15 protein-coding genes and 1 tRNA gene are annotated in these 22,955 nt (G+C 66.7%); 2 read left to right on the top strand and 14 right to left on the bottom strand.

Annotation, left to right across the window (positions count from 1 at the left end):
• Positions 1–15: 15 nt before the first annotated feature.
• Genes rapZ through uvrB form a run of 4 tightly spaced genes read right to left on the bottom strand, consistent with a single transcriptional unit; the run spans position 16 to position 8,002 of the window.
• On the bottom strand, positions 16–900 hold the full coding sequence (gene rapZ / locus CAM01S_RS07890; protein WP_066519184.1) for an RNase adapter RapZ: 885 nt from the start codon (positions 898–900) through the stop codon (positions 16–18).
• The gene (gene uvrC / locus CAM01S_RS07895) at positions 897–2,858 is read right to left on the bottom strand and encodes an excinuclease ABC subunit UvrC (RefSeq protein WP_083527863.1); all 1,962 of its coding nucleotides are present in this window, start codon (positions 2,856–2,858) and stop codon (positions 897–899) included. The genes rapZ and uvrC overlap by 4 nt, the downstream gene beginning before the upstream one ends.
• Positions 2,859–5,873 carry an excinuclease ABC subunit UvrA gene (gene uvrA, locus CAM01S_RS07900; protein WP_083527864.1) on the bottom strand — a complete coding sequence of 1,005 codons (3,015 nt, stop codon included), beginning with the start codon at positions 5,871–5,873 and terminating at the stop codon, positions 2,859–2,861.
• A 44-nt stretch (positions 5,874–5,917) separates the two neighbouring features.
• On the bottom strand, positions 5,918–8,002 hold the full coding sequence (gene uvrB / locus CAM01S_RS07905; RefSeq protein ID WP_174520419.1) for an excinuclease ABC subunit UvrB: 2,085 nt from the start codon (positions 8,000–8,002) through the stop codon (positions 5,918–5,920).
• Positions 8,003–8,127: 125 nt separating this feature from the next.
• Here uvrB and CAM01S_RS07910 point away from each other — a divergent pair, with 125 nt between their 5' ends.
• Positions 8,128–9,450 carry an MFS transporter gene (locus CAM01S_RS07910; protein WP_066519188.1) on the top strand — a complete coding sequence of 441 codons (1,323 nt, stop codon included), beginning with the start codon at positions 8,128–8,130 and terminating at the stop codon, positions 9,448–9,450.
• A 6-nt stretch (positions 9,451–9,456) separates the two neighbouring features.
• Here the strand turns inward: CAM01S_RS07910 and CAM01S_RS07915 are convergent, their stop codons facing one another.
• The 6 genes from CAM01S_RS07915 to polA all read right to left on the bottom strand — a co-directional run bounded on the left by CAM01S_RS07915 (position 9,457) and on the right by polA (position 19,021).
• Positions 9,457–10,941 (bottom strand): class I adenylate-forming enzyme family protein, encoded by a 1,485-nt coding sequence (locus tag CAM01S_RS07915; RefSeq protein WP_066519197.1) that lies wholly within the window; start codon positions 10,939–10,941, stop codon positions 9,457–9,459.
• A gap of 67 nt (positions 10,942–11,008) precedes the next feature.
• Positions 11,009–12,142: a BPSS1187 family protein gene (locus tag CAM01S_RS07920; RefSeq protein WP_066519200.1), complete on the bottom strand. Its 1,134-nt coding sequence runs from the start codon at positions 12,140–12,142 to the stop codon at positions 11,009–11,011.
• A gap of 63 nt (positions 12,143–12,205) precedes the next feature.
• Positions 12,206–12,850, bottom strand: coding sequence for a dephospho-CoA kinase (gene coaE / locus CAM01S_RS07925; RefSeq protein WP_066519203.1), 645 nt, complete (start codon positions 12,848–12,850; stop codon positions 12,206–12,208).
• Positions 12,851–12,946: 96 nt separating this feature from the next.
• Positions 12,947–14,404 (bottom strand): 30S ribosomal protein S1, encoded by a 1,458-nt coding sequence (gene rpsA, locus CAM01S_RS07930; RefSeq protein WP_066519206.1) that lies wholly within the window; start codon positions 14,402–14,404, stop codon positions 12,947–12,949.
• A gap of 216 nt (positions 14,405–14,620) precedes the next feature.
• Positions 14,621–16,300, bottom strand: a complete 1,680-nt coding sequence (locus CAM01S_RS07935) for a DUF885 domain-containing protein (RefSeq protein ID WP_066519209.1) — start codon at positions 16,298–16,300, stop codon at positions 14,621–14,623.
• Between the two features lie 66 nt (positions 16,301–16,366).
• Positions 16,367–19,021 (bottom strand): DNA polymerase I, encoded by a 2,655-nt coding sequence (gene polA, locus CAM01S_RS07940; RefSeq protein ID WP_066519215.1) that lies wholly within the window; start codon positions 19,019–19,021, stop codon positions 16,367–16,369.
• 88 nt (positions 19,022–19,109) lie between these two features.
• On the opposite strand from polA, the gene CAM01S_RS07945 reads away from it, so the two are divergent.
• Complete coding sequence (locus CAM01S_RS07945; protein WP_066519217.1) at positions 19,110–19,541, top strand: PaaI family thioesterase; 432 nt, start codon at positions 19,110–19,112, stop codon at positions 19,539–19,541.
• 23 nt (positions 19,542–19,564) lie between these two features.
• On the opposite strand, the gene CAM01S_RS07950 is transcribed toward CAM01S_RS07945, so the two are convergent.
• From CAM01S_RS07950 to pyk, 4 genes are all read right to left on the bottom strand, one after another.
• The gene (locus CAM01S_RS07950) at positions 19,565–20,170 is read right to left on the bottom strand and encodes an ANTAR domain-containing response regulator (RefSeq protein WP_066519220.1); all 606 of its coding nucleotides are present in this window, start codon (positions 20,168–20,170) and stop codon (positions 19,565–19,567) included.
• Between the two features lie 70 nt (positions 20,171–20,240).
• Positions 20,241–20,325 (bottom strand) — tRNA-Leu (locus tag CAM01S_RS07955).
• Between the two features lie 25 nt (positions 20,326–20,350).
• Positions 20,351–21,445: a VIT1/CCC1 transporter family protein gene (locus CAM01S_RS07960; protein WP_066519223.1), complete on the bottom strand. Its 1,095-nt coding sequence runs from the start codon at positions 21,443–21,445 to the stop codon at positions 20,351–20,353.
• A 37-nt stretch (positions 21,446–21,482) separates the two neighbouring features.
• Positions 21,483–22,928 carry a pyruvate kinase gene (gene pyk, locus CAM01S_RS07965; RefSeq protein WP_066519227.1) on the bottom strand — a complete coding sequence of 482 codons (1,446 nt, stop codon included), beginning with the start codon at positions 22,926–22,928 and terminating at the stop codon, positions 21,483–21,485.
• Between the last annotated feature and the right edge of the window lie 27 nt (positions 22,929–22,955).

Below are 22,955 nucleotides of genomic sequence, written 5' to 3' on the forward strand. Positions count from 1 at the left end.
GGGCGGGAGGAGCGATCACTCCCTGCCGAGGTCGCGGTTCTTGACACGCACGGCCACATTTGGCATCCCGCGAACGAGACTCGCCAGTTCGGCGACGATGGCGACCGAGCGATGCTTCCCGCCGGTGCAGCCAATGGCGATCGTAGCGTGTCTCTTGTTCTCGCGCTGGTATCCGCTGAGGACCGGCTCCAGCACCGCGGCGTACCGGTCGATGAATTCGCGCGCTCCGCGTTGCTCGAGCACGTATTCAGAGACGTCGGCGTCGAGGCCGGTGTGGCCCCGCAGTTCCGGCACCCAGTAGGGGTTCGGCAGGAACCGGACGTCACCGACCATGTCGGCGTCCGCGGGCAGCCCGTATTTGAACCCGAAGCTCATGAGCGTGACCTGCACGCCGATGAAATGGTCCTCGGCGAACTTGTCCGTCACCGCCTTCGCGAGCTGGTGGATGTTCAGGTCCGAGGTGTCGATGATGATGTCCGAGGCCTCACGAAGGCTCCGGAGCCGTGCCCGTTCGCGAGCGATCCCGTCGAGGAGCGTGTCTTCCCCTTGCAGCGGGTGCGGACGGCGCACCTGCTCGAAGCGCCTGACGAGCACTTGGTCGGTCGCCTCGAGAAACAGCACGCGGACACGAGCGCTGGTGCTCTCACGGAGGCTTTGCACGGCGGCTTCCGGTGCAGTGAAGAAGCGGCCACCGCGCACGTCGACCACCGTGGCGATCTTCGGGATGGATTCACCGGCCCGGTCGGCGAGGTCTGTGAGCGGACCGAGCATCTGCGTCGGCAGGTTGTCGACCACGTACCAGCCGAGGTCTTCGAGCGCTTTGCCGACGGTGGAGCGTCCCGCTCCGGACATACCGGTGACGATGAGCACGTCGTGCTGCGGGGGTGCGCTGTCGCTCATGCGCTCACTGGCTCCGTCGGTGCTGGTGTCGTCTCGTCCTGGCTGTCTGCCCGTCGTTCCAGCGTATCCGCCGGTTGCCCAAGACTGGCCACGATGGCGGCCGCGGTCGTCGCACCGATGCCGGGAACGGCCTGGATCTGCTCGGTCGACGCCGACCGGAGGCGAGCGACCGATCCGAAGTGCTTGAGCAGCGCCGTGATCCGGGTCGACCCGAGACCCGGGATGTCTTCGAGCTGACTGCGGATGTCGCGCTTCCGCCGGGTGCGCTGGTGCGTGATCGCAAACCGGTGTGCTTCGTCGCGAAGACGCTGAATGAGAAAAAGCGCCTCGGAATTGCGGGGAAGAATCACGGGGAAGTCCTCGTCGGGCAACCAGAGCTCCTCCAATCGCTTCGCGATGCCGACGACGGCGATGTCGGAGATCGCTGCGTCGTCGAGCGCGCGCTTCGCCGCAGCGACCTGCGGCTGGCCGCCGTCGACGACCAGCAGCTGGGGACGATACGCGAATCGCTTGGTCGGCTTCTCGCTCGCGATGACACCGTCGCTCGTGGGATCCGCGACCGCGGGAGGCTCAGCGTCGTCGTCGAGACGGGCGAGCCTTCGGCTCAGGACCTGGTACATGCTGTCGGTGTCGTCTGTGGTCTCGGCGATCGTGAATCGCCGGTACTGGTCCTTGCGGGGAAGCCCGTCCTCGAACACGACCATGGAGGCGACGACATTCGTTCCTTGGAGGTGCGAGATGTCGTAGCACTCCATCCGGAGTGGCGCCTCGGCAAGGCCGAGGGCATCCTGAATGTCGGCGAGAGCGGCGGAGCGCGTGGTGTAATCCGCGCTGCGCTTCGTCTTGTAGAGGAGCAGTGCCTGCGCCGCGTTGGTCGTGGCCGTCCGGGCAAGACCGGCACGGTCACCGCGATGCGCGGTGCTCAGTCGGACGCTGCGGCCGTCGCGGCGCTGGCCGAGCCACGCCTGCAGCGCCTCGGCGTCGTCGGGGAGGGCCGGGACGACGATCTCTCGCGGTGGGGCCTCAGCCGCGTAGACGTCTTCGAGCACCTGCTCGACGAGATCGGCGGTCGAGATGTCGAGCTCTTTGTCGACGACCCAACCCCGCACACCCCGAATCCGACCGCCGCGGACGGTGAATTGCTGCACGGCAGCGGCGAGTTCGTCTTCCGCGATGCCGAACAGATCGAGGTCCACGCTGTCCCGCAGGACGACCGCGGACTTCTCGAGCACCGCCTCGAGCGCCTCGACCTGATCGCGGTAGCGTGCCGCTTCTTCGTACCGCTGCGCGTCGGCCGCGGCGGCCATGCGTGCGCGCCGCTCGGCGATGACACGCCGGTCGTAGCTGCCCATGAAGCGGACGAACTCGTCGACGATCGCGCGGTGCTCCTCGATTGACACGCGACCCGAGCACGGGCCTCCGCACTTGCCGATCTGGCCGGGGAAGCAGGGCTTCCCCGTCTGCATGGCACGCTTGTAGCTGGCGTCCGAGCAGGTGCGGATCGGGAACACCTTGATCATCAGGTCGATGGTGTCGTGCACCGCCCAGATCTTCGGATATGGGCCGAAGTATTTAGCGCCGTTGATGGCGCGGTTGCGCGTGACCATCACGCGTGGAGCTTCGTCCGCCAGTGTCACGGCGAGGTATGGATAGGACTTGTCGTCGCGGAACTTGACGTTGAACGGTGGATCGAATTCCTTGATCCATGTGTATTCAAGCTGGAGCGCCTCGATTTCCGAGCCCACCACGGTCCACTCGACACTCGCGGCCGTCAGGACCATCCTGCGCGTCCGCTCGTGGAGCGTCGGCAGCGGAGCGAAGTAATTGCTGAGTCGGGCGCGGAGATTCTTGGCTTTGCCGACGTACAAGACACGGCGGTTTGCGTCGCGCCACCGATAGACCCCGGGGTCGGTCGGAATCTCACTCGCCTTCGGTCGCCATGGGACGGTGTTCGCCACCTACCGTGCACCCGCCTTCTCGCGGCGACGCGCCGACGAACCGGACTCGCGCTTGCTCACACCGCGCGCGACCCCCACTCGTGCGTCCTGGGCATCGAAGATCTCACGAAGGAAGACACCCGTGTGGCTCGCCGGGTTCTGCGCCACCTCCTCCGGAGTGCCGGTGGCGACGATCATGCCACCGCCGGAGCCGCCCTCGGGTCCGAGGTCGACGATCCAGTCCGCGCTCTTGATGACGTCGAGATTGTGCTCGATCGTGATGACAGTGTTTCCCTTGTCGACAAGGCTCTGCAGCACGAGCAGCAGCTTTCGGACGTCTTCGAAGTGGAGGCCCGTGGTCGGCTCGTCGAGCACGTAGACGGTCCGACCGGTCGATCTGCGCTGCAGTTCCGTCGCGAGCTTGACGCGTTGGGCCTCGCCACCGGACAGAGTCGTGGCGGACTGCCCGAGCCGGACATACCCGAGCCCGACATCAACGAGGGTCTGCATGTATCGAGCGATCGCCGAGATCGGTTCGAAGAACTCGGCGGCCTCGCTGATCGGCATGTCGAGGACTTCCGAGATGTTCTTGCCCTTGTAGTGCACCTGAAGTGTCTCGCGGTTGTAGCGCGCTCCCCCGCAGACCTCGCACGCGACGTAGACATCCGGCAGGAAGTTCATCTCGATCTTGATGGTGCCGTCGCCGGCGCAGTTCTCGCACCGGCCGCCCTTCACGTTGAACGAGAAGCGACCCGGCTGGTATCCGCGTGCCTTTGCTTCGGGAGTCTCGGCGAAAAGCTGCCGGATCCGATCGAACACGCCGGTGTACGTCGCCGGGTTCGAACGGGGCGTGCGACCGATGGGCGCCTGATCCACGTGCACGACCTTGTCGAGCTGATCCAGGCCGCGGATTCGCGTGTGCTTTCCGGCCACGTGCCGAGCGCCGTTGAGCTGGTTCGCGAGAACCTTGTAGAGGATGTCGTTGACCAGCGTCGACTTCCCGGAGCCGCTGACGCCGGTCACGGCGGTGAACACGCCGAGCGGGAACTCCGCGTCGACCAAACGGAGGTTGTTCGCGCGCGCGCCCTGAACCGCGATGACGCGCTTCGGATCGACCGGTCGGCGCTCCGCGGGAACCGCGATCGATCGGCGACCCGCGAGGTAGTCGCCGGTGATCGACGTTCGGTTCTCGATCATGGCTGCGTACGTCCCGGAGTGGACGACGTGCCCACCGTTCACGCCGGCCCCGGGGCCGATGTCGACCACCCAGTCAGCGGTGCGGATCGTGTCTTCGTCATGCTCGACGACGATGAGCGTGTTCCCCAGGTCCTTCAGTTTGACCAGCGTGTCGATGAGCCGGCGGTTGTCGCGCTGATGCAGCCCGATACTCGGTTCGTCGAGGACATAGAGCACGCCGGTGAGTCCGGATCCGATCTGCGTCGCGAGCCGGATTCGCTGCGCTTCTCCACCGGAGAGCGACCCAGCACCGCGGGCGAGGGTGAGGTAGGACAGACCGACCTCGAGCAGGAACTCGAGGCGCGCGCGGATCTCGCGGAGCACGGCGGCCGCAATGTGCGCCTCCCGTTCGGTCAGGCGGATGTCCGCGATGAACCGGTACGCATCCTCGATGCTGAGCGCGCAGATCTCCGCGATGCTCCGATCGTCGACGGAAACGGCGAGCACCTCGGGCTTCAGGCGCGTTCCGTCGCACACCGGGCATGGGATCTCACGGAGATAGCCCTGGAATCGTGCGCGCTGCGTGTCGGACTCGGCCTCGGCGTATTTCCGCTCGATGTAGGGCATGACGCCCTCGAATCCGGACGTGTAGCGCATCTCACGCCCAAAGCGGTTCCGCCAGGCGACGGACACTTCGAAGTCCTTGCCGGTCAGGATCGACGCCTGCACCGACCCCGGGAGCTCGCTCCACGGGGCATCCATCGAGAAGCCGAGCTCCTTGGCCAACCCCTCGAGCAGCTTCTCGAAATAGGAGTACAGGCCACTCGTTCCGGTCCAGGGCAGCAGCACGCCTTCGCGGAGCGATGCATCCGGATCACCGAGCACGAGGTCGGGGTCGACCGACATGCGGGTGCCGAGGCCCGAGCATTCGGGACAGGCGCCGAACGGAGCGTTGAACGAGAAGGTCCGGGGCTCGATCTCGGTCAGGGCGAGCGGGTGATTGTTCGGGCAGGACAGGTTCTCGGAATAGCTCCGGAGTGCTCCGGGCCCCTCGGCATCGACGAAGTCGATCGTCACGGTGCCGGAGGCGAGTCGGAGGGCGGTCTCGAGCGAGTCGGTGAGCCGCCCGAGCATGTCGTCCTTGGCGACCAGGCGATCGACGATGACTGCGATGTCGTGCTTGACCTGCTTCTTCAGCCGCGGCGGATCAGTCAGCTGGATGCGCTCACCGTCCACCACTGCGCGGGCATACCCGGAGGCAGCGAGCTCTTGAAACACATCGACGAACTCGCCCTTCTTCTGCGAGACGATCGGCGCGAGGACTTGGAACCGAGTGCCGCTCTCGAGTCGCATGAGCTGGTCCGCGATCTGCTGCACACTCTGCTTGCTGATCACTTCGCCACAGACGGGACAGTGCGGGATCCCGATGCGCGCCCAGAGCAGGCGCATGTAGTCGTAGATCTCAGTGATCGTTCCGACGGTCGATCGTGGGTTTCGGTTCGTCGACTTCTGGTCGATCGAGACCGCGGGCGAGAGCCCCTCGATGAAGTCGACGTCAGGCCGATCGACCTGTCCGAGAAACTGGCGGGCATAGGCGGACAGCGACTCGACGTAGCGGCGCTGCCCCTCAGCGAAGATCGTGTCGAAGGCGAGCGAGGATTTCCCCGACCCGGACAGCCCGGTGAACACGACAAGCGAGTCTCGAGGGATTTCGAGGTTCACGTCGTGCAGGTTGTGCACGCGAGCACCGCGAACGCTCAACGTGGAGCGGCTCGTCGGACCGTTCGCACCAGGGACGTGCAGGTTGGCGGGCTCGCCAACATCGGCGCGATCGGCCGTCGGCGGAGAAGAAATCGACATCACCCCAATCCTACGAATGGCCGCTGACATCTGCGGCCGCCCGCTCACCGGACGTGGCCGGCGGCCTCCATCTGCCGGAGTGCCTTCTTGAGGTCCTGGACCTCGTCGCGGAGGCGCGCCGCGAGTTCGAACTTCAACTCGGCCGCGGCCTGCAGCATCTGATCGTTGAGGTCCGCGATGGTCGCCTCGAGTTGGGTCGCGCCGTCGGCGGCGATGCCCTCTCGCCGGAGGTTCGGCGTGGGTGCCCGCCTGCCTTCGGCGCCGGAGCGACCGGCGAGCAGCGCCTTCGTGTCATCGCTCTCACGCGCGAGCACCTCGGTGATGTCGGCGATCTTCTTCCGGAGCGGCTGGGGATCGATGCCATGCTCGCGGTTGTACGCGATCTGCTTCTCACGCCGCCGATCCGTCTCGTCGATCGCCTGGCGCATGGAATCCGTGACGGAATCGGCGTACATCAGGACCTGGCCTGACACGTTCCGAGCCGCGCGCCCGATGGTCTGGATGAGCGACGTCGACGAGCGAAGGAAGCCCTCCTTGTCCGCGTCGAGGATGGCCACGAGCGACACCTCGGGAAGGTCGAGCCCTTCACGAAGCAGGTTGATGCCGACGAGCACGTCGTAGACCCCCTGGCGCAGCTCGGTGAGCAGCTCGACGCGCTTCAGCGTGTCGACGTCCGAGTGCAGATATCGGACCCGGACACCGGCGTTGGCCAGGAAGTCGGTGAGCTCCTCGGCCATCCGCTTGGTCAACGTCGTGACGAGCACCCGCTCATCGCGGTCCACCCGCTGGTGGATCTCCTCGAGCAGATCATCGATCTGGCCGTCGGTGGGCTTGATGACAATCTCGGGATCGACCAGACCAGTCGGACGGATGATCTGCTCGACGACGCTATCGGTGACGCCCAGCTCGTACCGGCCCGGTGTGGCCGAGAGGTACACCTTTTGACCCACGCGGTCGAGGAACTCCTCCCAGCGGAGCGGGCGATTGTCGAGTGCGCTCGGCAGACGGAATCCGTGCTCGACCAGCGTGCGCTTCCGCGACGCGTCTCCCTCGTACATGGCGCCGATCTGCGGCACCGTCACGTGCGACTCGTCGATGACGACCAAGAAGTCATCCGGGAAGTAGTCGAGTAGGCAGTGCGGCGCCTCCCCCGCGACACGCCCATCGATGTGCCGCGAGTAGTTCTCGATTCCCGAGCAGAAGCCGATCTGCTCCATCATCTCGATATCGAAGGTGGTCCGCATGCGGAGTCGCTGCGCCTCAAGCAGCTTTCCCTGTCCTTCAAGCTCGGTGAGTCGCTCGGCCAACTCTTCCTTGATCGTTCCGATGGCTCGATGCATGACGTCCGTTGCCGCGACATAGTGCGATGCCGGGAAGATCGAGATGGCGTCCAGATTTCGGACCGTACTGCCGGTGAGGGGATGGAGCGCCGTCAGCGCCTCGACCTCGTCGCCGAACATCTCGATGCGGATCGCAAGCTCTTCGTACATCGGGATGATCTCGATCGTGTCCCCGCGCACACGGAAGGTGCCGCGTGCGAAGTCGACGTCGTTCCGCTGGTACTGCATGCCGACGAATCGCCGTATGAGTTGCTCGCGGGAGATGGTCTGCCCGACCCGGAGCGCGACGGAGGCGTTCATGTACTGCTCCGGCGTGCCGAGACCGTAGATGCAGGACACCGTGGAGACGACGACGACGTCCCGCCGGGAGAGCAGTGAGTTGGTCGTGGAGTGTCGAAGACGCTCGACCTCGGCGTTGATCGACGAGTCCTTCTCGATGAACGTGTCCGTCTGTGGGACGTACGCCTCGGGCTGGTAGTAGTCGTAGTACGAGACGAAGTACTCGACCGCGTTGTTCGGGAGGAGTCCGCGGAACTCGTTCGCGAGTTGCGCGGCGAGCGTCTTGTTGTGGGCGAGCACGAGCGTCGGGCGCTGCACCTGCTCGATGAGCCATGCGGTCGTCGCCGATTTTCCGGTGCCTGTCGCACCGAGGAGGACGATGTCGGTTTCGCCGGCGTTGATACGACCGGCGAGCTCAGCGATGGCAGCAGGCTGATCGCCGCTCGGCGAGTACTCGCTGATGACTTCGAACGGGCGAACGGCTCGAGTCGGCTCAACCATCAGTGACATGCATCCGATGCTAAGCGCGACCTCTGACGTCGGAACGCAACGTTCTCAGGCAGCGTATCGTCGACTCATCGGGAATTCCGATGGGGCGTCGGAAGACTCGATGACTGACCGACCGAGGAGGCCAGATGAGCACGGTTGCCAAAGCGAGCACGAGGACCGTTCCGACCAAGGCGAGCCCGTTCCGCGGACGACTGCGCGGCCGCGTCCTCATCCTCCTCTGCGTGATGTACGCGATCGCCTACATCGACCGCACCAACATCTCCACCGCCCTCCCGACGATGGAGAAGGCCCTCAATCTCACTCCGGCCGGCGCCGGCGCCGTCATCACCGCGTTCGCCCTCCCGTACGCGTTCGTGCAGATGTTCGGCGGCTGGTTCGGCGAGAAGCTTGGACCACGCCGCGCGCTCACCATCATCGGAATCGTCTGGGGCATCGCGACGATCTGGACGGGTCTCAGCGTGGGGCTCGCCGGGCTTTTTGGGGCGCGCCTCCTGCTCGGGCTCTCGGAGGGCTCAGCCTTCCCGACGGCCACGCAGGCGATGACTCGGTGGATCCCGGGCGATCGCAACGGATTCGCGCAGGGCATCGTGCATTCCGCATCGCGACTCGGAAACGCGCTCGCGCCACTCCTCGTCGCCGCGATCATCGCGGTGGCCGGGTGGCGGGAATCATTCGTCTGGGTGGGAGTGCTCAGCGTGGCATGGGCGATCACATGGTGGTTCATGTTCCGCGATCGCCCTGAGGACATGAAGGGCATCTCCGACGCGGAACTTGCGGAGCTTCCGGCGGCAGCGACGCGGGCAACCCGGCCGCCGGTGCCGTGGAAGGCGCTCGCCAAGCAGATCCTCCCGGTCTCGTTCGTCGACTTCGGCTATGGCTGGACGCTCTGGGTCTTCCTGACATGGATCCCGTCGTTCCTCGCGACGGAGTACAAGCTCCCGCTTGCGAGCTACGCCGGCTACACGTCGCTGATCCTGCTCGCCGGCGTCATCGGCGACACCGTCGGCGGAGTGCTCTCCGACCGGGCGCTGCGACGCACCGCGAACACACGTCGAGCTCGCCGCATCGTGCTGATGATCGGCCTCGTCGGATCCGCCGTCTGCCTGCTGCCGCTCATCGTCACACACAACCTTTGGGTGGCGTCCGCGTCGCTGATGCTGTCGTTCTTCTTCCTGGAGCTCACCAACGCGAATCTCTGGGCGATCCCCATGGACGTCGCGCCGCAGTGGTCGGGCACCGCGAGCGGCATGATGAACACGGGGTTCGGATTCGCCGGGGTGTTCTCACCGATCGTGTTCGGCGCGCTGGTCCAGTTCGCCGGCTGGCAGTGGCCCTTCGCCCTGTCCGTCGCGCTGCTCGCCGGAGCGGCAACCGTTGCCTGGTTCATGAACCCGAAGCGCGTCTCGGTTACGGACGGCACGCTGCGTGTCGAAGCGCAAGAGGCCTGATCGTCGCTAGTCGCCGTCGGCCGGAGCCCCGTCCGCGAGGGCGCGCACCTTCGCGCGCTGGATCTTTCCGGTCGGCGCGCGCGGCAGGTCGTCCACGACGGTGATCTCGACCGGGCGGCGGAACCGCGCAAGCTGGTCGACACAGCGGTCCGCGAGATCCGCCGCGAGCGCGTCGAGGTCGGCGGCCGTCGGGTGCGGAATCACGTAGGCGACGGGTACTGCGCCGAGCACCTCGTCGGGGCGTGCGACGACCACCGCCTCGAGCACGCGATCATCTCCGAGCAGGACGTCCTCTACCTCGGACGGGTAGACCTTCTCACCACCTCGGTTGATGACATCGTCAGAGCGGCCGGCGAGCGTGACCCATCCATCGGCCGCGATCGATCCGACGTCGCCGGTGCTGAGCCACCCGTCCGCATCGAACCGCTCCGGCGCGCGACCGAAGAGATAGCGGTTGACGATTCCCGGGCCGCGGACCCAGAGCGCCCCCACGGTGTCCGGACCGAGCGGCCGACCCGCATCGTCGCGGACCTCGACCTCGCAGCCGACGGGGAGGCCGACCGTGCCGGGGCGCCGCGGAGCGTCGAGCGGTGTCGCGGTGATCTGCGAAGCGCCCTCGGTCATGCCCCAACTGACGACGAGCGGGATATCACCGAGCGCATCACGGACGGGGTCTGGCAGCGGCGCCGAAGCGCTTCGCACGAAGCGGAGTCCGGGCGGAAGCTCCAGTGGCCCGGTCTTGCTCAGCACAGCCAGGACTGCGGGAACCGCGTTGAGCCAGGTGATCCGACGCTCCGCGAGCAACTGCCAGAATCCGGTGCGCCGGAAGCGACGGTCGAGAACGAGCGTCGCGCCAGCGGCGAGCGTTGCGAGCAGCCCGACGACCTCCGCATTCACATGGAAGAGCGGGAGCGCATTGAACCCGCGGTCATCAGGAGACAAGCGGTTGTGCTCTGCGACCTGATCGGCAACGAACAGCAGCTGCGGCTCCGGGAGCTCGACCCCTTTCGGAGTCCCCGTCGAGCCAGACGTGAACAGGACGACCGATCCTGTGGTCAAGGCCTCCGGATTGGAGGCCGGCGCCTGACCGTCGATCGCTACGCTCGGGAGAAAGGTGTCGGGGTCGACGCGGACGAAGGCGACGCCCGGAACAGCGGAAGACGCCTCCCGATCGGAGACGACGACGGATGCCCCGCCGATGAGGTCGGCGAGGCGCGTGGTCTCGGAAGCGGGCTGGCCCGGGTCGACCGGGACTGCGCGGAAGCCGCCGGCGATCGCGGACAGATGCACGACCGCGAACGTCAGGGGGTCGGCGACGTCGACGAGCACCGCCGCCGATGGAGCGAGTCCGAGGCCGATGAACAGCTCGCGCCATGACCCGGTGAGGGAATGCAGGTCCCGGTAGGTGACGCGACGGCCTGATCGAGCGTCCTCCAGGTACGGATGATCCCGCCGACGGCCGGCCTGCGACTCGATACGATCCTGCAGCACCCATGCATGCTACTGAGCGGGACTATGAACCGTCCCGCGCAGGCGCCGCAGTGGCTGGGCGTCGCGTTCAGCGGCTCGGGGTCGCGGCGGCTTCGGTGGGCGAGGCCGCCGGTGCTGTCGGCGCCGCCGTGCTCGGGGTCGTGGCGTGCACGGCGGGGAGGGGAAAGCGCGTCAGCATCCAGTGCCAGAGCGGCAGCATTTTCGGTACCCCGCTCGACGTCAATGGCGTCAGGTCCTCGATGATCAGCGAATGCGCATCGCTATGCGGCGGGAACGGATAGGTGGTGATGATCGCGTGCGGATTCTGTCCGGCTGCGGGAGGCGCGAGTTCGGTCCGCCACGGGCCTTGCGCTGGCGCGAGACCGAGGATCTGCCACGAGCCCCAGATCTTGGGTCCGAATCCATCCTGCTGGGAGTCGATCGCGTACTGACGCGACACCGGCGTCGCGCTCGGGTGATCCATCCAGGAGGCGTGGAAGGTGCCGTCCGATTCCACCGGTGAGGAGATCATGAGCGCACCGGCGACGGATCGAATGTGCGCGATGAACGCAGCCATTCCGCCACCCTGCGAGTGGCCGGCAACCACGATGTTCGACCACTCGATCGTTCCGGTGGATGTGAGGAACCGGTTCCATCCCCCGGCAGGATCGACCTGCTCGAGATGCGTGATGGCGTCACGGAAGCGTGCGGTGATGGATCCGGCGGGCGTCACTCGGCTGTACGGCGACGGATGCGACCCGTCGAAGCGGTTCCACTGCAGCTCCGTGTAGCAGCGGGGGTTCGTGTTGCAGGTGCCGGAGAGGGTCCGCCCGAGGTTCCAATAGTCGAGACCCAGCACGTGGTAGCCGACGTCCTCCGCCGAGTCGAGGAACAGCCGGTATTCCCCTGGACGCGCTCCTGTCGCCGGGAAGAACAGGAGAAGTGGCCCGTTCGCGACCGTTCGCCCGGCGTAGTCGTCCTGGTTCGGGGTGAGCTGCGCCCCATCGACTGCGCCGAGTCGGAAACGTCGGAAGTCGGCGACGTTCTTCGAGATCGCCTGCTCCCGTTGCGTGAGCGCGCGGGCGTGAGCGATCCGAGCGGCCGCGGCAACCGACTTTGCGTGCTGATCCGTCTGCACGCCGACGAGGACGCCGATCGCGACCGCAACGAGCGCGAGGACTGCAGCTGTCACCCGGAGCACGTGTCGCATCGTCAGTCGCACGGGGCTTACGCTAACCGAGCAATCCGCAAGAGCACCACGATGCGCACCCGATCACCTTCAGCTTCACCCAGCGCTGTCTGGAGGCTCGCCGTGCGTCCGCGGCCCCCCGCCGGTTATCGCCGCCCACACGTCGTCTGCCGACGCGATGGTGTCGTCGAGCGAGCCGGTCGCATCGACCACGTGATCGGCGAGGGCGAGCCGCTCGGCGTCCGATGCCTGCGCACCGATACGCCGCTCAGCTTCGTCCCGATCCATCCCCCGGTCGGTGACGAGTCGCTCGATCCGGACGGCGCTCGGCGCGTGGACCACGACGACTGTGTCGAAGTGCAGCGGGCGATCGGCTGCGGCTTCGGCGAGCAGCGGGACGTCGTAGACCGCAGTCGCGGTCGGGTCCTGCGCCTCGATGGCGGCGAACGCTGCGGTGGCCAGGCGCCAGACCTCCGGGTGGGTGATCGCGTTGAGCGCCGCTCGCGCCTCCGGATCGGTGAACACTATCGACCCGAGCGCCGCGCGATCGAGGCTTCCGTCCGGGCGAATGACCGACGGGCCGAAGCGCTCCCGGATTCGCTCCAGTCCCGGTGAGCCGGGAGCGACCGCCTCGCGCGCAAGCTGGTCAGCGTCGACGATATGGCCGCCGTGTTCGGCCCATCGTCGCGCGACGGTCGATTTGCCTGCCGCGATGCCCCCCGTCAAACCGATGATGCGCACACGGTGAGCCTATCGGCGGTCCGTCTGTCGACGTGTCGAGGAACGGGAAGAGCCCGGCCCCTTGCGGGACCGGGCTCTTCGAGCATCTGCGTCGGCTCAGTTGCTGGAGCTGAGCTTCTCGCGGAGTGCAGCCAGCGACGCGTCGTCGGCGAGGGTGCCCTGGCCGGACGCCTCGCTGGAGAACGACGACGAGGCCGCCGAGGGAAGGTCGAAGCCACCCTGGGCGTCGTCGGCGAGGGTCTTCGCGACCTGCGCCTTGTGCGCCTCCCAGCGAGCCTGGGCGGCAGCGTATTCGCGCTCCCACTCGTCGCGCTGGGTCTCGAAGCCCTCGCGCCACTCGTTCGTCTCCGGGTCGAACCCATCCGGGTACTTGTAGTTGCCCTGGTCGTCGTACTCGGTCGGCATGCCGTAGAGCGCCGGGTCGAACTCGGTGCCCTCGGGGTCCACACCGTCGTTGGCCTGCTTGAGGCTCAGCGAGATGCGGCGACGGTCGAGGTCGATGTCGATGATCTTGACGAACACCTCGTCGCCGACGGAGACGACCTGCTCGGCGAGCTCGACGTGCTTGTTCGAGAGCTCCGAGATGTGCACGAGACCCTCGATGCCGTCCGCGACGCGAACGAACGCACCGAACGGAACAAGCTTCGTGACCTTGCCCGGTGCGAGCTGGCCAATGGCGTGGGTCCGGGCGAACACCTGCCACGGGTCTTCCTGGGTCGCCTTGAGCGACAGCGAGACACGCTCGCGGTCGAGGTCGACCTCGAGGATCTCGACGGTGACCTCCTGGCCGACCTCGACGACCTCGCTGGCGTGCTCGATGTGCTTCCAGCTGAGCTCGGAGACGTGCACGAGACCGTCGACCCCGCCGAGGTCCACGAAGGCACCGAAGTTGACGATCGACGACACGACGCCCTTGCGAACCTGGCCCTTGTGCAGGTTGTTGAGGAACGTGGTGCGCGACTCGGACTGCGTCTGCTCGAGCAGCGCGCGCCGCGAGAGCACGACGTTGTTGCGGTTCTTGTCCAGCTCGAGGATCTTCGCCTCGATCTCCTGACCCAGGTACGGCGTCAGGTCGCGAACGCGACGAAGCTCGATGAGCGAGGCGGGAAGGAAGCCACGGAGGCCGATGTCGACGATGAGGCCACCCTTGACGACCTCGATCACCGTTCCGGTCACGACGCCGTCGGACTCCTTGATCTTCTCGACATCACCCCACGCGCGCTCGTACTGCGCACGCTTCTTCGACAGGATGAGGCGGCCTTCCTTGTCCTCCTTTTGGAGAACGAGGGCCTCGACCGCGTCGCCGACCTCGACGACCTCGTTCGGGTCGACGTCGTGCTTGATCGAGAGCTCGCGCGAGGGGATGACACCCTCGGTCTTGTAGCCGACGTCGAGGAGGACCTCGTCGCGGTCGATCTTCACGACGGTGCCGGAGATGAGGTCTCCGTCGTTGAAGAACTTCAGGGTCTTCTCGACCTCGGCCAGGAAGTCATCACTCGAGCCGATGTCGTTGATGGCGACCTGCTTCGGAGCCTTGGTCGTAGTGGTTGTCATGTAGCGATTGCTCCAACGGGCGGAAATCGGGCCCCGGCGACGCGACGGTGCCCCCCTGCCCGCGAGAGGAGACCGCCATGAGGAACTCGTCGCCACGACGATATGTTCATGGAAGGCGCGGATTGCGCCGCACTAGTCTAGCGGCGCTGTCGGAGCCGTGACAACCGGCGCACAGCGCATTCCGGCCTCCCAATCGTGAATTTCCTACGGCCGCGGTCAGCGCAGGAGCGCCCAACGGAGCGTGTCGAGGCCGACTCCCCCGAGCGCGAGCGCACGCTGGTGGAACGCCTTCAGATCGAAGGACGCTCCGTCGCGCTGCGCGACCTCGTCACGGATCGACTCCCAGACGCGCTGCCCGACCTTGTACGACGGCGCCTGCCCCGGCCAGCCGAAGTAGCGGTTCACCTCGAACTGCACGAACGCGTCGTCCATGTTGACGTTCCGACGCATGAAGTCGAGTGCGTACTCGTAGGTCCAGGCACCGCCGTCCGGGTTCGTCTTCTGCAGGTGCACACCGATGTCGAGGACAACGCGTGCCGCACGCATCCGCTGGCCGTCGAGCATCCCGAGCCGATCACCGTCGTCGTCGAGGAATCCGAGCTCAGACATGAGCCGCTCCGCATAGAGCGCCCAGCCCTCGACATGACCCGAGGGGCCGGCGAGCTGCCGCCGCCAGGTGTTCAGCTCACCGCGGTTGTAGACCGCCTGACTGATCTGCAGGTGGTGCCCGGGGACGCCCTCGTGGTAGACCGTGGTCTTCTCGCGCCAAGTACCGAACTCCGTCACGCCGTCCGGCACCGACCACCACATGCGACCTGGCCGGCTGAAGTCGTCGCTCGGACCCGTGTAGTAGATCCCGCCATCGTGGGTCGGCGCGATCCGGCACTCCAGGCGGCGGATCGGATCGGGAATGTCGAAGTAGCGACCAGCCAGCGCCGAGACCGCTTCGTCGGAGGTCCGCTGCATCCACTCCCGGAGTGCGTCGGAGCCGTGGAGCACGCGGTTCGGGTCGGCGTCGAGGACCTCGATCGCTCGCGCAACGCTCGCACCCGCCTCAATGCGATCGGCGATCGACTCCTGCTCGGCCGTCATGCGAGCAAGCTCCGCGATACCCCACTCGTACGTTTCGTCGAGGTCGACCACGGCGCCGAGGAAGTGCCGAGAGTGCAACTCGTACGCTTCGCGCCCGACCGCGTCGACGGGAGTCGCGACGGGGAGCAACTCGTGCTCGAGGAACTGCCCGAACGACCGGTAGGCAGCGATCGCGGCCTCTGCGCCGCGTCGGAGGTCGTTGCGCAGCGCGTCGGGCAGCGAGGAGCCGTCCGCAAGACGCGCGTTCTCGACGGTCTCGTCGAAGAATCCGCCCGCGCGGGCGTTGCGGACGGCCTGTTCGGCAACGGCCGCGACCTGCCGCTTCGCCGGCGTGATCTGCCGGCGAACACCTTCGAGAAGGGTCTCCCGATAGCCTTCGAGCGCCTCGGGCATCGCCGAGAACCGGCTGGCGATATCCGACCAGTCGTCGGCCGTCGCGGTGGGCATCAGGTCGATGATGTCGCGGAGGCGCTGCGCCGGACTCGCGATCACGTTGAGGTCGCGCAGGTGCAGTCCGCGATCGTAGCTCTCGACGATCAGCTCCAGTTCGGCGCCCAGGTCGGTCTTCGTCACCTGATCGACGTCGTCGACCGGTGCGGTCGCCGCCAGCTTCACGGCTGCGGTGCGGGCTGCGTCGGCCACCGCTGCAGCGCCGGCTGGTGACGTGTCACCGTATTCGCCGGTACGGCCCGGGAGGCCGAGGTAGGTGGCGATCGTCGGTTCGAGGTCGGTCAGGGTGCGCACCCATTCCTCGGCGACGGCATCGACGGCGGACGGTTCACGGTCTGGACGGTCAGAGGTCATGGAGGCGACCCTACCGATCGAACACGGCTGTCGCACTGCGCCCGCGCCAACCGGAGGCACGCCTGGTCAGTGCGCGGCAGCCTCCCAGTTCGCACCGGTCCCGACCTGCACCTCGAGAGGCACGCGCAGGTCCGCGGCGTTCCCCATCCGGTGTCGAACGATCGCCTCGACGCTCGCTTGTTCTCCGGGCGCGACTTCGAGGATGAGTTCGTCGTGGACCTGGAGCAGCAGTCGAGATTCGAGCCCCTGCGCGTGGAGATCGGCATGCACGCCGAGCATCGCGATCTTCATGATGTCCGCCGCCGATCCTTGGATCGGTGCGTTCAACGCGGCACGCTCGGCGTTCTCTCGAAGCACCCGGTTCGGGCTCGTCAGGTCGGGGAATGGCCGACGACGGCCGAAGATGGTCTCCGTGTACCCGTCAGCACGGGCCTGCTCGACGACGTTTCGCAGATAATCGCGGACCGCGCCGAACCGAGCGAAGTACTCGCCCATGAGCGTCCGCGCCTCTTTCTGGTCGATGCGAAGCTGCTTCGACAGGCCGAACGCGCTGAGGCCGTAGGCGAGGCCATATGACATCGCCTTCACCTTGGTGCGCATCTCCGGGGTGACATCCGCCGGGTCGACGCCGAACACGCGGGCGCCGACGAAGCGGTGCAGGTCTTCGCCGGCGCGGAACGCCTCGATGAGCCCCGGGTCTTCGGAGAGGTGCGCCATGATGCGCATCTCGATCTGCGAATAGTCGGCGGTCAGCAGCGTCGTGTACGGGGGCGCCACGGTGAACGCGGAACGGATCCGGCGCCCTTCCGCGGTCTTGACCGGGATGTTCTGGAGGTTCGGGTCGGTTGACGAGATCCGGCCGGTGGACGTGCCCGTCTGTTCGTAGGTCGTATGGATACGTCCGTCCGTGACGGCGGTGTCGAGCGTGTCGACGATCTGCCGCAGCTTTGTCGCGTCGCGGTGCGCGAGGAGCAACCCGAGGAACGGGTGAGGATGTTGCTCTTGGAGGTCGGCCAGACTCGCCGCATCGGTGGAGTACCCGGTTTTCGTCTTCCGCGTCTTCGGCATCGCAAGCTCTGTGAAGAGCACGTCCTGGAGCTGCTTCGGCGAGCCGAGATTGACTTCGTGGCCGATCTCCGCGAACGCCTGCGACGCGAGCGAGGCTGCGCGGTCACCGAGATCGTGCGAGAGGCCCGCGAGCACGGCATGGTCGATCGCGACCCCCGTGGTCTCCATGTCTGCGAGCACGTCCACGAGCGGCAGCTCGATGTCGTCGAGCACACGCAGCGACCCAGGATCGATTCGTGCACGGAGAGCCGTGCAGACGCGGAGCGCATACCAGGCGGACACCGCGACCGAAGCCGGCTCGCTCTCCGGCACGAGTTGATTCGGGTCGGCCGTTGGCATCGTCTCGCCGAGCTCAGCGGAGACGAGCGCATCGAGTGGCTGCCCCTGCTTGCCGGGGTTGGCGAGCCACCCCATGGTTCGCGCGTCGCCCGCCACCCCGTTCACCGTGAATCCGGCGGACGCGAGCGCCTTGATCGTCGATTTCGCGTCGTGAACGAGCTTGCGATCGTCGCCGGCAAGCCAGGCGGCGAGCTGACCGTAGTCGTTCGCACCGCTGCCGCCCGGGACCAGGACGCACTCGTCGCGAACCGCGATACCGATCGCGCTCAGTCGTCCGTCCACCAGCTCGACAGCCACACCCCAGCCGGCTTCCGCGCGCTCACGCGAGCGGTCGAGCCAATACCCGAGCTCTTCGTCGATGAGCGTGTGCACCGGAGGGAGCGTGACGTCAGGTGCCGCAGCGGCCGGGCTGTCGGGCTCCCCTGCCCCACGGACGAGCAGGACGCGATCGAGCAGCGTGCGGAACTGCAGCTTGCCGAACAGTGCGCGCACGGCAGCCTCGTCAAGCGGCCGGATGCCGAGGTCAGTTGGAGCGACGGCGAGTTCGACGTCGCGCACGAGACGGTTGAGTCGTCGGTTTCGAATTGCGCGATCCTTCTGCGCGCGAAGGTTGTTGCCCACAACCCCCTTGATCTCGTCCGCACGCTCGAGGACCGCTTCGAGCGATCCGTACTGGGTGATCCACTTGACGGCCGTCTTCTCGCCGACCTTGTCGATGCCCGACAGGTTGTCGCTGGTCTCACCGACGAGCGCCGCAATGTCGGGGTACTGGTGCGGCTCGATGCCGTAGCGCTCGAACACCTTGTCGCGGTCGTACCGGGTCAGCTCGGACACGCCGCGAACCGACGGGTACAGGAGGGTGACGTTGTCGTCGACGAGCTGAATCGTGTCGCGGTCACCGGAGACCACGAGCACACGGAACCCCTGTTCCGACCCTTGCTTCGACAGCGTCGCGAGGATGTCGTCGGCTTCGAAGTCCTCTTTGGTGACGGTCGTGATCCCCATGGCGTGCAGCGCTTGCTGGAGGAGCGGGATCTGTCCCTTGAACTCCGCCGGGGTCTCCGCTCGGGTTCCCTTGTAGTCCTCATATTCCCGGGTCCGGAAGGAGAATCGCGAGATGTCGAAGGCGACCGCGAGATGCGTCGGCTGCTCCCGTTGCAGGAGCATGAGCAGCATCGAGATGAAGCCATGGATCGCGTTCGTGTGCTGGCCCTCGTCGTTGACGAAGCTGTCCACGGGCAGCGCATAGAACGCACGAAATGCGAGGGAATGCCCGTCAATGACCATCAAGGTAGGCTGTTCGGAATCCGGCACTCGATCAGCCTATCGAGGGCTTCCGACAGCGCTCGACGCGACCGGTGCCGTTGCCTGTCGCGGCCGGTCCCACTTCCGAAAGGCACGCATGAGCGACCCCGATCTGCTCGCCGGCTCTCCGGAGGGCGTGGCGATGCTTGCCGCCCGCGGTATGGGCGAGCTCGCCGAGAAGATGGGCATGCGGATCCTCGAGCTCAGCGCTGAGCGTGCGGTCGGGACCATCCCGGTCGCCGGGAACCGCCAGCCGATCGGACTGCTCCACGGCGGGGCGTATGTCGTTCTCGCCGAGAGTCTCGGGTCGATGGCGGCGACGGTGGCTGCCGGCCCGGGCCGCTACGCGGTGGGCATCGAGCTCAACGCGTCGCACTCGCGGAGCGCCACGGCCGGAACGGTCACCGGAACCTGCACGGCGATCCACATCGGGCGGACGCTCTGCACGCACGAGATCGTTCTCACCGATGACGACGGCAACCGCTGCTCGACGGTCCGCATCACCAATCTGCTGCGCGACGCTCGCTGAGTTGAACCCGTTCGACTGGCGAACTACTTCTTGACGCTGAGCTGCTCGATGATCGCTTTCGCGACATCGTGCATGGTGAGTCGACGGTCCATCGACGCCTTCTGAATCCAACGGAACGCCTCCGGCTCCGTCAGACCCATTTTCTCGTTCAGGAGACCCTTCGCGCGGTCGACCAGTTTCCGGGTCTCGAAGCGCTCGACGAGGTCAGCGACCTCGGCCTCGAGGGTGATGATCTGCTGGTACCGCGACAGCGCGATCTCGATCGCTGGCAACAGGTCGTTCGGGGTGAACGGCTTGACGACGTAGGCCAGCGCGCCGGCCTCGGTCGCGCGCTCGACGAGTTCCTTCTGACTGAACGCCGTCAGCAGCACGACCGGAGCGATGTGATTCTTCGAAAGCCGCTCCGCAGCGGAGATGCCGTCGAGCTGCGGCATTTTGACATCCATGATGACGAGGTCCGGACGGAGGTCGGTCGCGAGGGCCACAGCCGTCTCGCCGTCGCCGGCCTCTCCGACGACGTCGAACCCGTTGTCGCGGAGGATCTCGACGATGTCGAGACGGATCAGGGACTCGTCTTCAGCGACGACGACACGACGCGGGGCTGTGGCGGGTGCTTCAGAATCAGTCACGGAAAAATCCTACTCTGTGCCGGTTTCGGCACGGTCGTCGCGGACGCCGCCTGTGGACGGAACCGCCGTCTGGTGCGAGTGGCGGGACTTGAACCCGCACGCCGTGAAGCAGAGCATTTTGAGTGCCCCGTGTCTGCCGATTCCACCACACTCGCGTGACCGAAAGCGTAGCAGGGACGTTCAGACGCCCGTTGTCCCGAAGAGCAGACCGAGCAGGTACGTCACCGCGGCCGCGCCGAAGCCGATAACGAGTTGCCGGACGCCGCGGCTCGCCGCAGACGCGCCACTCAGAACCCCGACAATCGCGCCGGACACGAGGAGCGCGATGCCGACCAGAACGCAGGAAACCGCGATGGCTCCCCATCCGGCCATTCCGACAAGGAACGGAACGATCGGGATGATCGCACCGGACGCGAAGAACGCGAAGCTCGACAGCGCTGCGCGCGACCCCGTGCCGATCGCATCATTTCCGTCGGTCTCCGCGTCGGTCGGAGCGATCCGCTGCTGCAGCCCCCGCATCACCTCGGCCGCGTGGCTGATGGCGTCGGCCTCGGCCATGCCCCGCGCCCGGTACACCAGCGCGAGTTCATTCGCGTCGACATCGAGGTCGGCAAGCGCATCGTTCGCGCCGGGGTGGGGCTCGGAGGCGGCGAGCAGTTCGCGCTGCGAGCGAACGGATACATACTCCCCCGCCCCCATCGACAACGCCCCGGCGAGCAAGCCCGCAACCCCGCCGAGCAGCACGACATGACTGTCCACTCCCGAGGCTGACAGGCCGATGATGAGCGCAAGGTTCGACACGAGGCCGTCGTTCGCACCGAAGATCGCCGCACGGAACGTCCCGGACAGCCGAGTGCGGCTGCGATTGGCGAGGCCGCGCACCACCTCGCCGTGGATGCGCTCATCGGCCGCCATCTGCGCGGTCGCGTGCACCTCGTCGCTGTAGGGCGAGCGATCCTCGGCGCGCTGCATCAGCGCGAGTGTGAACACACCCCCGAATCGCCGGGCCAGCACTGCGAGCATCCTCGTCCGGAGGTCGCCACGTACCGGCCGCCCGACATCCGATCCGAGGAGCTCGATCCAGTGCCGCTCGTGGCGACCCTCCGCTTCCGCGAGGCCGAGCAAGATCGCCCGCTCTTCTCCGGTCTTCCGTTCGGCGAGGTTGCGGTAGACCGCTGCCTCTGCCCGCTCATCTGCCAGATAGCGACGCCAGCGACGAATCGTTGCATCGGTGCGCTCCTCCGGCTCGGAGGCGGAACGGAGATCGTCACTCATACGAATCCCAGGCTCCGTGAGGCCCGTCTCGCCATCGTCACGTTCGGACGTAAGCCGGGGCGGCCTCCGCATGCGCGTCACCGACACGGTGAACCCGGAGGTCGTTCGTGGAGCCCGGAATTCCAGGAGGCGATCCAGCCGTCACCACGACGCGGTCCCCCGGCACGGCGAGCCCGTTGCCGAGGAGCACGTCGTCGACTTGCCCGAAGAGCTCGTCGGTGTGCTTCATGCGGGGCACAAGGAACGAGCGGACCCCCCACGTCAGCGCCATCCGCCGACGCGTCGCCTCGTGCGGGGTGAACGCGATGATCGGCAGGCCGTGGCGCAACCGCGACATCCGTCGGGCGGAGTCACCGGACTCCGTGAATACGCAGAGATACGAGGCCTCTGTGAACTCGGCGATCTCCACCGCAGCGAGCGTGATCGCGCCACCGAGCGTGCGCGGCTTCGTCCCGAGCGGCGCGATGCGCTCGAGACCGTGGTCCTCCGTCGACTCGATGATGCGAGCCATCGTGCGGACCGTCTGCACGGGGTATTCGCCGACGCTGGTCTCACCCGACAGCATCACCGCGTCGGCGCCGTCGAGCACCGCGTTCGCGACGTCGGAGGTCTCTGCGCGCGTCGGGATCGGGGAGGAGATCATCGACTCGAGCATCTGCGTCGCGACGATGACCGGCTTCGCCATCCGACGGCACAGTTCGACCGCGCGTTTCTGCACGATCGGCACAGCCTCGAGCGGCAACTCCACACCGAGGTCGCCGCGCGCGACCATGATCGCGTCGAACGCGTCGATGATCTCTTCGAGCGCGTCCACGGCCTGCGGCTTCTCGATCTTCGCGATCACCGGCAGACGACGGCCCTCTTCCGCCATGATCTCGCGGGCCCGATCGACATCGGACGCGTTGCGGACGAACGAGAGCGCGATCAGGTCCGCGCCCTGGCGGATCGCCCAGCGCAGATCCGCCTCGTCCTTCTCGCTCAACGCGGGGACGTTCACGGCGACACCCGGGAGATTGATGCCCTTGTTGTTCGATACGGTGCCGGCGACGACGACCTCGGTGCGAACGCGGACACCGTCCGTGTCGAGCACCCGCAGACGTACGCGACCGTCGTCGATGAGCAGCGGATCGCCAGGCTGCACGTCGGCCGGGAGACCCTTGAACGTCGTGCCGCAGATTTCCTTCGAGCCGGGGACGTCCTCGGTCGTGATCGTGAAGATGTCGCCGACCGCGAGATCGTGCGGACCGTCGGCGAACCGGGCCAGACGGATCTTCGGCCCCTGCAGGTCGACGAGGATCGCGACCGGCTTGCCGACCTCGTCGGAGGCGCGACGCACGTTCTCGTAGTTGGCCTCGTGAACGCTGTAGTCGCCGTGGCTCAGATTCAGGCGGGCGACATCGACGCCGGCTTCGATGATCTCCTTGACCGTCTGATAGTCGGAGGTCGCAGGGCCGAGCGTCGAAACGATCTTTGCGCGTCTCAATGGATTCCTAACGTGGTGGATGTCTGG

This window comes from Curtobacterium ammoniigenes NBRC 101786 (assembly GCF_001571045.1).
Lineage (GTDB): Bacteria > Actinomycetota > Actinomycetes > Actinomycetales > Microbacteriaceae > Curtobacterium > Curtobacterium ammoniigenes.

Excerpts from the sequence above, each read along its gene's own strand:
- uvrB (WP_174520419.1), bottom strand. The coding sequence starts at position 8,002 with ATGTCACTGATGGTTGAGCCGACTCGAGCCGTTCGCCCGTTCGAAGTC.
- uvrA (WP_083527864.1), bottom strand. The coding sequence starts at position 5,873 with ATGTCGATTTCTTCTCCGCCGACGGCCGATCGCGCCGATGTTGGCGAG.
- rpsA (WP_066519206.1), bottom strand. The coding sequence starts at position 14,404 with ATGACAACCACTACGACCAAGGCTCCGAAGCAGGTCGCCATCAACGAC.
- CAM01S_RS07935 (WP_066519209.1), bottom strand. The coding sequence starts at position 16,300 with ATGACCTCTGACCGTCCAGACCGTGAACCGTCCGCCGTCGATGCCGTC.
- CAM01S_RS07960 (WP_066519223.1), bottom strand. The coding sequence starts at position 21,445 with ATGAGTGACGATCTCCGTTCCGCCTCCGAGCCGGAGGAGCGCACCGAT.
- rapZ (WP_066519184.1), bottom strand. The coding sequence starts at position 900 with ATGAGCGACAGCGCACCCCCGCAGCACGACGTGCTCATCGTCACCGGT.
- CAM01S_RS07945 (WP_066519217.1), top strand. The coding sequence starts at position 19,110 with ATGAGCGACCCCGATCTGCTCGCCGGCTCTCCGGAGGGCGTGGCGATG.
- CAM01S_RS07910 (WP_066519188.1), top strand. The coding sequence starts at position 8,128 with ATGAGCACGGTTGCCAAAGCGAGCACGAGGACCGTTCCGACCAAGGCG.